Origin of the sequence: Dictyobacter kobayashii (genome assembly GCF_003967555.1) — a bacterium.
GTDB classification, from domain to species: domain Bacteria; phylum Chloroflexota; class Ktedonobacteria; order Ktedonobacterales; family Ktedonobacteraceae; genus Dictyobacter; species Dictyobacter kobayashii.
Genome location: NZ_BIFS01000001.1, coordinates 4,056,848 through 4,070,191, shown reverse-complemented (window position 1 = coordinate 4,070,191; position 13,344 = coordinate 4,056,848). Strand labels below are relative to the sequence as shown.

The window sequence follows — 13,344 nt, the reverse complement described above, 5'->3', positions numbered from 1 at the left end:
GTATGGCCCGGCAACTCTATGATACCCAGCCCACCTTCCGCCAGGCCCTTGACCGTTGCGAGCAGATCCTACAAAACTATCTGGAGCAACCGTTAATCTCGGTCCTCTATCCTTCTCTGGAGAATCCTTCTCTGGATGAGACCGCCTATACCCAACCAGCCCTGTTCGCCCTGGAGTATGCACTGGCCGAACTCTGGAAATCCTGGGGCATTACGCCAGATGTTGTGCTGGGACACAGCGTTGGCGAGTATGTGGCGGCCTGTGTGGCCGGGATGCTTAGCCTGGAAGATGGCTTGAAACTGATCAGTGCCCGTGGACGGCTGATGCAGGCGTTACAGCAACAGGGTAGTATGATAGTAGCCTTTGCCACCCCTGAACAATTGCAACCATTCATTGAACCGGTACAACATTTGGTATCAGTGGCCGCTATTAATGGTCCTCAGAATACGGTACTCTCGGGGGATGCGGCGGCGGTGCAGGAAATTGTTAAGCAGTTGGAGGCGGCGGGTATCAATACCCATCCGATGACGGTCTCCCATGCCTTCCATTCGCCGTTAATTGAGCCGATGCTGGATGACTTTGAACAGGTAGCCAGCGAGGTCGCGCTTGCGCCACTTCGCTTACCCCTGGTCAGCAATGTTACTGGCCAGTTGCTGAGCGTTGGTGAAACGGTGGATGCCCATTATTGGCGCACCCAGACACGCGGTGCGGTCCAGTTCGTCAGGGGTATGACCACTCTGGCGGAGCAAGGCTGCGATATCTTTATTGAGGTAGGCCCTGCGGCCACCTTGATCAATATGGGGAAACGCTGTCTGCCTGCAACAGATAATTACTGGTTGCCTTCCCTGCACAAAGAACATGGCAACTGGCAAACATTGCTGGAAGATATGGGTAAACTCTTTACGCTGGGCATCAATATTGACTGGGCTGGTTTTGAGCATGATTATCAACGTCAGGTGATAGCCTTGCCGACCTATCCATTTGAACGCCAGCGATGCTGGTTCAAGCCAAAGGATAGCCCTGGAGTCCAACAGGTAGCGAAACATCCGGTAGCAACACCACCAGTAGAGCGTTCAGCGCAACGCCATCCTTTACTGGATACCCATGTCGCCCTGGTTCATCCAGTGCGTATGCATGTATGGGAGAGCACATTAGATGTACAACGCTTGCCCTATCTAAAAGGCCATCGCATCCAGGGCTCGACCGCCCTTTCGATGTCGGCTTATATTGAGATGGCCCAGGCGGCAACTAGAGAAGCTCTGGGTACTCAAACATATAGCCTGAAAGAGATAGAGCTCAAGAAACTTCTTCTCTTACCTGAGGAGGGTTCCCAGAAGGTTCAAGTTGTTCTTTCTGCCGACGCCCAGGATCAGGCAACATTTAACATTTATAGCCATGCTGTCGGTGCACCAGATCAACCACACGACCACTGGACGCTCCATGCAACTGGTAAAATTCAAACTCATTGAGGAACTAGTCTGGAGGATATTGTGGCATCACCAACGACATCCAGAGGTGGCCAGAACATTGACTTTGGTCTGATATTCTTTTCGAGCAGTGAGACTCCATTTCACTCCGACAAGTATCGTCTGGTAATCGAGAGCACAAAGTTTGCTGATCAACATGCGTTTTCATCGGTCTGGATTCCTGAGCGCCATTTTACCAAGGATGGCTGGCTTTATCCGAATCCAGCTATTTTACAGGCCGCTCTGGCGCGAGAGACACACCAGATACAGCTACGTGCGGGTAGCGTGGTTCTACCCCTGCACAATCCTATTCGCGTCGCTGAAGAATGGGCCATGGTCGATAATCTATCGGGCGGCCGCGTAGGGATCGCGTTTGCTTCCGGCTGGCATCCCAATGATTTCTCGCTGGCACCTGAGAACTATCAGCAGCGTCATGAGGTAATGTATCGGGGTATTGAAACCGTTAAACAACTCTGGCGCGGCGAGAAGATCCAGGTCAAAAGTGGCGATGGCAATCTTACTGAGATTCAAACCTATCCTCCTCCGATCCAGCGCGAGCTACCTTATTGGGTTACGGCAGCGGGTAATCCTAATACATTCGCGAAGGCGGGTGAGATCGGCGCCAACCTGCTGACCCATATGTATAATCAGAGTGTCTCTGAACTGGCGGAGAAGATAAGTATCTATCGCAGTGCACGCGCAGAACATGGCTATGATCCAGCGACCGGACTGGTTTCGGTTATGTTACATACCTTTATCGGCAAAGATGAAGCGACGGTGCGCGAGCAGATTCAGGGACCTTTCAGCGAGTATTTGAAGTCCGCATCCTACCTGGTCAATGCCATTGCCTACAGCCGTGGCCAGCAGGTTGATCTAAAGACACTTTCAGAGCAAGATCTCCATGATTACCTGCTCTTTGTGACCGATCGCTTGATCACTACCCGGCGTGTCCTCTTTGGTACACCAGAACAATGCGTGGATCTAATTGTTCAGCTTAAAGAGGCTGGCGTCAGCGAGATCGCCTGTCAGATGGATTTTGGTGTCCCGGTCGATCTGGTGCTGGATAGTATGCCTTACCTGAATCAGTTAAAAGATCTGGCCAATACGCGGCTCCAGGCCCGTACGCCAGTCACGCTAGAGAGGGTTTCGGCCGTCACCGAGTTGCATCAGACCAATGGACATACACCAGAAAAGGGACCGGCTACCCTGGCTACGGCAACTACGACGGAAGTCGCGCCCACTGACCTATCGTTGGGAGCCATCCGTCAGCGTTGTCGCCAGCAGTTAGATACAACCGATTTTTATCAGCAGCTCCAGCAGCATGGCATCCAATTGGAGGAGGGATTTCAGGGCATTGGCCGCCTCTGGAAACGCGATGGCGAGGCCCTGGGACAAATCAATCTATCGGCGGAACTGGTACAAGAGGCCGGTGACTATGTGATCCACCCGACCTTGCTGGATGCCGCGCTACAGGTTTTGATTGCTACGCTGCCACAGGAACTGCTTACCAGTGCAACCGATCTTTATTTACCGACCGGCATCCGTAGTTTCCAGGCCTATCGGCCGCTCGGCACATCGGTCTGGAGCCACGCGCAGCTGACGACCGAGGCCACACAAAGCATTGACGTCATTGAGGGTACGGTCCGTATCCTCGACGACCAGGGCAACTTATTGGCCGAGGCCAGCGGGCTGCAATTGCAACATACGGTACTGGCGCCGTCTGAGTCAGCACCATCTGCCCGACCTACGACAGAGCCGACGGCGTTACAGGATTGGCTATATGAGTTACGCTGGGAGCCAAACGCGCTCCAGCCAGCAAAAACCACTACCCTGACGGGTCGCTGGCTGGTCTTCACCGATAAAAGTAGTGTCGGACAGAAGTTGATTACACAATTGGAGCAACAGGGCGCCAGTTGTATCCGGGTGGTGGCTGGCAGCCGCTACCGTGTCCTCTCTCCTGGACACTATCAGATCGATCCATCTCAGAGCGATGATACACGGCGCGTCGTCCAGGAAGCGTTGCAGGATCAAGCACTCACTGGTGTGATCCATCTGTGGAGTCTGGATACGACTCCCGCCGCAGCAACCAGTGTAGCTTCACTAGAAGAAGACCAGCAGATCAGCACCGGCCATGCGCTGCAACTTATTCAATCCCTGGTCGAATATGGTGGGACACAGCCACCCCAGTTGTGGTTTGTGACGCGCGGTGCTCAGGCAGTGAACGCCGAGCAGGAGGCACAACTTGAAATTAGCCAGGCTCCCCTCTGGGGACTGGGCAAGACCTGCGCCATGGAGCATCCAGAACTCTGGGGCGGCTTGATCGATCTGGACCCCGAAGAGACGGGCCGCACTTCAGCCACCCAGCTTTTCAATGCCTTGCTCAAGCATAGCGTTGAAGATCAGATCGCCTTCCGGGGTGGTCAGGGCTATGTCGCGCGTATGCTACATAGCCAGTCTACCGCCGCTAAATCCTTGACCCTTTATAAGGAAGGGAGTTATTTGATCACAGGCGGCCTATGGGGATTGGGCCTGGAGGTTGCCCGGCATTTCGCCGAGCGGGGAGCCGGACATTTGATCCTGCTGGGGCGTAGCACACTACCCGCACGTGAAAAGTGGGATGGGCTGCCAGCTGGTAGTCGCCAGGCGTATCAAGTCGCCGGTATACGCGAGCTGGAACGCCTGGGAGCACATGTCCACTACGCAGCAGTCGATGTGACTGATGAGACCCAGCTCACCAATTTCTTAACCACCTATTCACAACAGGGTCATCCCTCCCTTAAAGGTGTCATCCATGCCGCATCGGTCTGGCAGGACGCTCAGGGGAAATCCCTGGTACGGCCACTGATCCAGTTAACACCTGAAGACCTGACGGCCGTCTTCCGACCCAAAGTCATTGGGAGCTGGCTACTCTATAGCCTGCTCAAGCATCAAACACTGGACTTCTTTGTTTCTTTCTCGTCAGGCGCTTCACTCTTTGGCTCAGCGGCCCAGGGCAACTATGCCGCGGCCGGTGAATTTCTGGATATCCTGGCGCATTACCAACGCGCCCATGGCCAGCCTGCCCTGAGTATCGACTGGGGAGCGATTTCGGAGATTGGCTTCGGAGCGACCAGCGAGGGGTTACGGGTGCATGAGTATTGGGAGTCACGCGGCATTCAACGCATCACCCCACAACAGGTGTTGGCGGCGCTGGAACTGCTCATCCCACAGCAGGTTGCTCGAATCGGCGTGCTTAAGTTGGACTGGCAACTGTTGGCCCAATATTATCCACAGATTACCAGTCTACCATTGGTACGCCAGCTAATTGAAAAGGCTCCAGACACTGCTTCGAACAATGGTTCCACCACAACGTCCAGTTCCATTCTGGATACTATCCGTACCACACATGGTGAGCAGTGGCAGGCCATTCTTGAAGATTATTTAAGTACCCAGGTAGCCAATGTGCTCCGGCTCCCGGTTGAAAGACTGGATCGCGAGCAGCCGTTGACGACCCTTGGATTGGACTCTTTGATGGCCATCGAGCTCAAAAACCGCCTTGAGGGTGAACTGGCCATCCGCATTCCGATCGTGACCTTCTTACAAGGTCCCAGTATTGTACAATTTGCCTATCAGGTACGTCAGCAATTGGCGGAAACGATTGTGGTTCCACCTGCTGCTATCAATGCCACGGTGCCTGTACCAGCCGAGCGTTATACAGAGGCAGTCGTACCGGCCCATGAGGCGGCACACCTGTTGGCCCAACTGGATCAACTCTCAGATCAAGACGTCGATGCCCTCCTCGCACAAATGATGCCCGAGGAACATAAGCAGGAGCCCAATGGACATGCCGAGGAACGCCCGAACCTCAACGCCCAGGATGCTGCAGCATTGTTGGCACAAATCGACCAACTCTCTGATGAGCAGGTAGATGCATTGCTCAACGAAATAGCACAGAAAGAGGATTTAAATCGATGAGCGATTCCTCAAAAAATATTTCTAATCTGTCGCCCGAGGCCAAACGCGCGCTACTGGCTCGCCTGTTGCGCGAAAAGGCCAAAGGCCAGGAAACCTGGGTGCCTATCTCGCATAATCAGAAGGCACTCTGGTTTCTCTCGCGTTTAGCTCCCGATAGTGCCGCCTATAATCTTTTGTATGCGGCACATATCAGTTCGAGCTTGAATGTGCAGGCGCTGCAAAGCGCCCTGCGCACCCTGGCCCAGCGCTATCCCATACTCACGGCTACCTACGCTCTCCATGACGGTGAGCCAGCCCAGCAGAGCGCCAGCGGCCACACACTGCCATTCGAACAGGTCGCTGCCACGCATTTGGGCCTGGAAGAGATCAAACAGCAACTACAAAGGGAAAGTAATCAGCCAATCAACCTGGGTACCGGGCCGGTGTTACGCGTGAAACTTTATCAGCGCTCACCTACCGATTATGTGCTGGCCCTGATCGCGCATCATATCGCCGTTGATTTCTGGGCCCTCGATATCTTTGTCGATGAACTCTTTCTGCTCTACGCGGCCGAGCAGGCGGGACTTCCCAATCCGCTCGTGGCACCAGGGCCACAACATACAGAGTATGTCCAATGGCAGCAGGCGATGCTGAACAGTCCTGAGGGTGAGGCTCACTGGCACTACTGGCAACAAACCCTACAAGGGGAGTTGCCAGTCTTAAATCTACCCCTGGACCATAGCCGCCCACCGGTACAAACATATAAAGGGGCCTCCCATAGTTTTGCGCTTCCAGGTGAGCTGACCAGAAAACTGCGCGCACTGGCCAGCTCTGAAAAAGTGACCCTGTTCACCTTGATGCTGACTGCATATCAGACCTTGCTCTATCGCTATACCAGCCAGGAAGATATCATTGTGGGTACACCAGCCCTGGGTCGCACCCGGTCCGAGTGGGAGCGGGTAGTGGATTATCTGGCCAATCCAATCCTGGTGCGCGCCAATCTGGCCAATAACCCTACCTTTAAAGAGCTACTAAGCCAGACACGTCTGTGTGTGTTGAATGGACTGGAGCATCAGGATTTCCCTTTTCCTTTGCTGGTTGAACGCCTGCAGCCGAAACGAGATCCCAGTTATTCACCCCTTTATCAGACCTTATTTATCTGGGATCGCCCGCGCACACGCAGCCCCCAGGACCTAGAGCGCCTGGGCCAGGATGCCCTGGCTCAACAGCTTGGGCAAACGGGCCTCTCCTTTGAGCCTTTCGCCTATGGGCAACAGGGCGCTCCTTTTGATCTGACACTGACCGTCTTTGAAATCGATGGCGCCCTGAGCGCTGATTTCCGCTATAATAGTGACCTGTTTGAGCCCTCAACGATTGCGCGCATGGAACAGCACTTCCAGACCTTATTGAGCGCGCTAGTTGAGTATCCCGACCAGAGGTTGCTGCAATTGCCTCTGCTTACCGCTGCCGAACGCCAGCAAATACTGGTCGATTGGAATGCAACCGCGCAAAGCTATCCAGACCAGGCTACACTGCAAGAATTGATTGAGGCCCAGGTCGAGCGGACACCCGATGCGGTGGCCTTAATCTTTGAGGGCCAGAGCAAAACCTATCGGGAGATCAACTATGCCGCCAATCACCTGGCTTATCGCCTGCAAGAGCTTGGCGTAACACAAAATGTGCTGGTTGGGGTCAGCATGGAACGCTCTTTTGAGATGGTCATGGCGTTGCTGGCTATTCTTAAAGCTGGCGGTGCTTATGTTCCCCTGGACCCCAGCTATCCAGCTGAGCGCCTGGCTTATATGCTGGAAGATGCACAGGTACCCGTACTCATAACCCAGACCCATCTCAAGGAACAGCTACCAGCCACTCAGGCCCAGTTGATCTGTCTCGATCCCGATTGGAATAGTGCTCAGACCGAAGCAGTGGCAAATCCTATCAGTTGGAGCGGACCAGCCGACCTGGCCTATATGATCTACACGTCGGGCTCGACGGGCAAACCCAAGGGCGTAATGAATACCCAGCAGGGTATCTGTAACCGACTGAACTGGATGCAACAGACCTATCAGCTCACAGCAAGCGATCGCGTCCTGCAAAAAACGCCTTTTAGCTTTGATGTCTCGGTCTGGGAGTTCTTCTGGCCCTTGCTCACAGGGGCTGGCCTGGTCATTGCGCGACCAGGTGGACATCAGGACCCGGCCTACCTGGCTCGCTTGATTGGGGAGCAGCAGATAACGACCTTGCATTTTGTGCCTTCAATGCTCCAGGCCTTCCTTTCAGAACCAGACCTGAGCCACTGTCGGCAACTTCGCCATGTAATCTGCAGTGGTGAAGCCCTGGCACCTGAATTGCAAGAACGCTTTTTCGAGCGCTTCCCCAACAATGTTCGCCTGCATAATCTCTATGGACCAACTGAGGCGGCTATCGATGTTACTTCCTGGGAATGTCAGCGCGGCGACAAAGCAACCAACGTCCCGATTGGACGCCCGATTGCCAACACACAGATCTATATCTTGAATCCAGCCCTGCAGCCGGTACCAGTTAATCTTCCGGGAGAACTGCACATTGGTGGCATTGGCCTGGCCAGCGGCTATTACCAGCGTCCAGAACTGACCGCCGAAAGATTCATTGAAGACCCTTTTAGCACGCAAGCAGGTGCACGCCTCTTTAAGACTGGCGACCTGGCCCGCTATCGCGCGGATGGGGCTATTGAATTCCTGGGCCGTATCGATTACCAGGTCAAAATCCGTGGCTTCCGCATTGAGCTGGGTGAGATCGAGACCACGCTCAATCAGCACGCCGCGCTTGCAGAGTCAGTTGTGACCGCCCGCGAAGATACACCGGGCAACAAACGTCTGGTTGCCTATCTGGTACCCGAACAAAGCGGTATCCGGCCCTCGATTGAGGAATTGCGTAGCTTCTTGAAAGAACAACTGCCCGATTATATGGTGCCAGCGGCGTTCGTTTTTATGGATGCCCTGCCACTCTCGCCCAATGGGAAGGTCAATCGCAATGAGCTTCCCGAGCCAGATAATAGCCGTCCCGATCTTGAGGTGGCTTATGTGGCGCCCCGCACCACAACTGAGCAGTACCTGGCGGATATCTGGATGCAGATCCTGGGTATTTCCCGCGTCGGCATTCACGATAATTATTTTGACCTGGGAGGAGCCTCCATCCAGAGCCTGGAAATTGTGGCTAAAGCCAATGCGGCTGGCTTGCCGCTGGTACTGGAGATGCTCTTTGAATTTCAAACGGTCGCCGAGCTGGCCTCTGCTATCGATGCCAGGCTGGCCGCACCAGAAGTGGTTGAGCAAACACAACCAGCAAAAACCATGTCACAAACGCCGGTCGCGACAATTGCCCCTGCCACTACCCAGTCCGCGGCACTTGAGCTAGACAATACGCTGATTGAGAGCCTGGGGACCTATCTACCGCCAAAGGTTGTCAGCAGTGAGGAGATTCTCGCGGGCTGTGCCCGGCCGATTCGCTTCCCGCTGGCGAAGCTCACTGGCATCAAAACGCGGCGTATGGCGGGCGAGAGCGAGTTCTCGCTAGAAATTGCCATTCAGGCGGTGGCTGATTGTCTGGCCAATTCCAAATATCAACCAGGTGATATCGATCTTATCGTCTGCGGCAATATTTCACGCTGTAATGCCCCGCTCCAGTTCGCCTTTGAGCCCAGCACCTCAGTTCAGATCAAGCAACACTTTGGCTTTACCAATGCCGTCGTGCTGGATGTCTCAAATGCCTGCACAGGACTTTTTACCGCCGCCTATGTCGTGGATGCCTTTATCCGCACCGGCCTGATCCGGCGTGGTATGGCGGTCAGTGGCGAATATATCAGCCACCTATCATTAACGGCCCAGAAAGAGATCGAGAGCTACATGGATTCGCGCCTGGCCTGTCTGACGGTGGGCGATGGCGGCGCGGCCTTGATCCTGGAGCGATCACCCAATCAAAAGTTGGGCTTCCATGAATTTGAAATGTATACCCTGGGTCACTATAGTGAGGCCTGTATCGGCAAAGCCACAGACCAGGCCCACGGCGGCGCCATTATGTATACAGATGCCGTTACGGTCTCGGCAGTTAATCTGAAGCAGGCAGTTTCGCACGCTGGCATGATTATGGAGCGCACCCAATGGCCGAAAGATTCCTTCCAGCATATCATTGTGCACCAGACCTCTAATACCACCATCAATGATGTGCCACGCGAGATCAATAAATACTTCGGTGAGGAGATCTGTAAGCAGGATAGCGTGATCAACAATATTGCTGAACGTGGCAATACGGCCACCACTACGCATATGATCGCGCTGATGGATAGCATTCGCTCCAACCGTATCCAGTCAGGGGATAATGCGATCTTCGGCATCACCGGTTCGGGCGCCACCATCGGTACGGCGATCTATACATTCGATGATCTACCTGATCGCATCCGTCAGCGCGAAGCAGGCACCTACACACCGACCAAAATTGCACCAGAAGCTCCTTTTGTTTCTCGCCTACCAGCGAACAGGCGTGTACAGATTGCCCGCGTCGGCACCATCCCGCCAACCAGCCGCGTAGAGAAGAAGACATTGGAACTGATTCAGGTCGCGGCCGAGCGCTGCCTGGCCGATATTCCCTACGACCGCAGCGAGATCGACCTGTTGATCTACTCAGGCGTCTATCGGGATGACTTTTTGTGTGAGCCAGCAGTAGCTGCCCTGGTTGAGGGGAGACTCGGTATTAATGCTGATATCGAGACCCAGCAGGACAAAAAGACCTTTGCCCTGGATGTTTTAAACGGCGGTCTGGGTACTTTAAATGCCTGCCATGCATCTATCGGCTTGATCCAGGCCCGGCGGGCTCATAAAGCCTTGATCGTGGCCTCCGAAGTAGAAAACAATCGTGAAAGTGATCCTGCTGAACTGGCAGGAGTTGAAGAAACGGGTTCGGCCCTCTTACTCGAAGAGAGTCCTGATGGCACAACCGGCTTTGGCCATTTTGTCTTCAAGTCCTTTACAGAACATCTGGATGCCTTGAAGTCGCACTCACTGGTACGCAATGGCAAAACTATGATGCACTTTGAGCGCGATCCGCAGCTAGAGCAGTACTACCAACACTGCATCCATGAGACGGTGAGCGAGCTGCTACAACAGGAGCAGTTATCACTATCTCAGATCCAGCTCATCTTGCCGCCTCAAATCTCAGCGGACTTCATTGGTCGCCTGAGCGCTACCCTTGAGGTTGATCCTAAAAAAGTAGTCGCAGTGTCAGCCCAGCATGATCTCTTTACATCATCGTTAGCTTACACATTGCAACAAGCCTATGATCAACACCTGGTCTCGCGAGGAGATATTGGCTTAATTATTCAGGTTGGCTCGGGCCTCCAGGTTGGTTGTGCCACCTATTACTTCTAGTTAGAACAGGTTCAAGAAACATGTTACATTCGTCCTGGATCGTGTCTAAGCAGGCACATCCCAAAAACAGGCTCTTCTGCTTTCCTTATGCAGGCGGAGGAGCCAGTATCTACCGCCTCTGGTCGCAAACCTTGCCACCAGAGGTGGTAGAGGTCTGTCCCATCTATCTCCCTGGCCGCGAAACGAGAATCCGTGAAGAACCATTCTATAGTCTGGACGCCTTAATACCTCCATTGGTTCAGGCACTCAACCCATATCTGCATGAACCATTTCAAATCTTTGGGCATAGCATGGGAGCATTGATCGGATTTGAGCTTACCCGGCAACTGCGACGTCAGCAATTGCCCACTCCGACGCATCTCTTCGTCTCGGGTCATCGCGCGCCCCAAATACCGCGCCCGGGTAGCCAGACCTGGCAAAAACCAGACCCGGAATTCATCGAGTCGCTCAAAACCCTGGGAGGCACCCCTGATGCCGTGCTACAAAACGCAGAGCTCATGCAACTACTCCTCCCCACCCTACGCGCCGACTTTGCCCTCAACGAAACCTACCAATACCAACCAGAGCCACCGCTCAAAATCCTCATGACAGTTTTCGGAGGCAGCGAAGACAAAGAGGTCGACCCAACCAAACTACAAGAGTGGCAAAAGCAAACCCACTATCCCATCACAAAAAAAATCTTCCCCGGAGGACACTTCTACCTGCACACCCACCAACCCCTCCTCACCCAGGCCATCGCCTCACACTACATCTAAAAAAGCGGGGATGCAAAGGGGCCGCAGCCCCTCGCTTGGAGACCTGACGTGTAGCATCGCCACCTTCTCAAGCGAGGATGCAAGAGGCAGCCAGCTCCTCGCTCGAGGGCCTAGCGCACAGCATCGCCACCTTCTCAAGCGAGGATGCAAGGGTAGCAGCCTCTTGACTGGGGTTCGCATGTAGCATCGCCACCTTCTCAAGCAGGGACGCAAAACGCGGCAGCCTCTTGACTGGGGGTTCGCATGTAGCATCGCCACCTTCTCAAGCAGGGATGCAAGGGGCGGCGAGCCCCTTGACTGGGGTTCGCATGTAGCATCGCCACCTTCTCAAGCAGGGATGCAAGGGGCGGCGAGCCCCTTGACTGGGGGTTTGGGGGCTGTGCCCCCAACATCTTCCTCCTCCCCCGTGCCGCCGTCAGGCGGCACACCACAAAAAAGCACAAAACTTAGAGGCTAAACTCAGCCTCTAAGTTTTGACAACAACCCTTTGGCCTGGACCAAAGCCTGATCACTTTTACAAAAAGAGAAACGCACATAATTTTTACCGATATGTACATGCCCCTTACTATACATACTTTCCGGAGGGATACAGGCCACACCAATCTCCTTGATCAGGTAGCGCGTAAAATCCCGCGGCATCCCATCAAAAACAGCCGAGAAATCAGCCATAATAAAGTAAGTGCCTTCAGGAGCACGATAAGTAAGGCCGCTACCATCCAAAGCATCCATCAACAAGTGCAGCTTGGATTGGTACATAGTACGAAAATTGTTATAATAACTATCTGGCTGATTTAAAGCGTAGGCCACCGCTTCTTGAGTAGGATGATGAACCGCAAAGATAGTAAATTGATGGGCCCGCGCCACGCCATCTAAAACGTCTGGATGCCCATAAGCCCAACCTATCTTCCAGCCGGTAGCACTAAAGGTCTTACCGGCACTGCTCACAGTCACAGTGCGCTCAAACATACCCGGTAAAGTAGCGATTGGAATATAGGTCGAGCCACCCAGCGTCAGGTGCTCATAGACCTCATCATTAATCACAATGACATTGTGCTCTATACACAGTTCAGCCACCAGAGACAATTCTTCGCGCGAGAAGACACGCCCGCTAGGATTATGGGGAGAATTTAAAATCAAAACCCGCGTCCGGGGTGTGAAGGCCGCCCGTAACTCATCAGGATCAAAAGTCCAGGTTGGAGGATGCAAAGGAACAAAAACGGGGGTAGCACCCGCCATCAAGATATTCGGCACATACGAATCGTAAAAAGGCTCGATAACAATTACTTCATCTCCCGGATCAACCAGGCCAAGCACACATGAAAGGATACCTTCGGTCGCGCCGGCAGTGACAATTACCCCTTGATCGGGATCGATATCCAATCCATAGAAACGGGCTGCATGATTGGCTACAGCATGGCGCAAAGAAGCGATCCCGGGTCCAGGAGCATACTGATTGTGCTGTCCTGATTGCGCAGCTTTAATCATTTCCGCCACAATATCGGCGGGCGTATCAAAATCAGGTTTTCCCTGCCCCAGGTTCAAGGCGCTATATTGTTGCGCCAACTGGTTAATTTCCGTAAAAATAGTGGTGCCAAAGGTTTCAACACGGCGAGCAGAAATAGACATGCAACATACTCCCATCAGATTGGATATAGTGCGCTCTGATACGCCTTTCTGGACTTCAAAGACGACTCTCCCAACGCATCAGAATACTTTCTTATCGACGCAATCTTCATTTTGCTTATTATATACACATCGTAGATGTCGAGCAATAAAAGCCATGCAGCC

5 protein-coding genes are annotated in these 13,344 nt (G+C 53.6%); 4 read left to right on the top strand and 1 reads right to left on the bottom strand.

Going from position 1 to position 13,344, the window contains the following annotated elements; all coding sequences use genetic code 11:
• Positions 1-2: 2 nt before the first annotated feature.
• From EL645_RS45510 to EL645_RS17835, 4 genes are read left to right on the top strand one after another with little or no spacing between them, the layout of a single operon-like run.
• Entirely contained in the window at positions 3-1,469 is a 1,467-nt protein-coding gene (locus EL645_RS45510; RefSeq protein ID WP_371865737.1) for an acyltransferase domain-containing protein, read from the top strand.
• 21 nt (positions 1,470-1,490) lie between these two features.
• Positions 1,491-5,420 (top strand): type I polyketide synthase, encoded by a 3,930-nt coding sequence (locus EL645_RS17845; RefSeq protein ID WP_126551766.1) that lies wholly within the window; start codon positions 1,491-1,493, stop codon positions 5,418-5,420.
• The gene (locus EL645_RS17840; RefSeq protein ID WP_126551765.1) at positions 5,417-10,801 is read left to right on the top strand and encodes a non-ribosomal peptide synthetase; all 5,385 of its coding nucleotides are present in this window, start codon (positions 5,417-5,419) and stop codon (positions 10,799-10,801) included. The genes EL645_RS17845 and EL645_RS17840 overlap by 4 nt, the downstream gene beginning before the upstream one ends.
• Before the next feature lie 20 nt (positions 10,802-10,821).
• The gene (locus EL645_RS17835; RefSeq protein WP_126551764.1) at positions 10,822-11,556 is read left to right on the top strand and encodes a thioesterase II family protein; all 735 of its coding nucleotides are present in this window, start codon (positions 10,822-10,824) and stop codon (positions 11,554-11,556) included.
• 459 nt (positions 11,557-12,015) lie between these two features.
• Here the strand turns inward: EL645_RS17835 and EL645_RS17830 are convergent, their stop codons facing one another.
• Positions 12,016-13,182, bottom strand: coding sequence for an aminotransferase class I/II-fold pyridoxal phosphate-dependent enzyme (locus tag EL645_RS17830; RefSeq protein ID WP_126551763.1), 1,167 nt, complete (start codon positions 13,180-13,182; stop codon positions 12,016-12,018).
• Between the last annotated feature and the right edge of the window lie 162 nt (positions 13,183-13,344).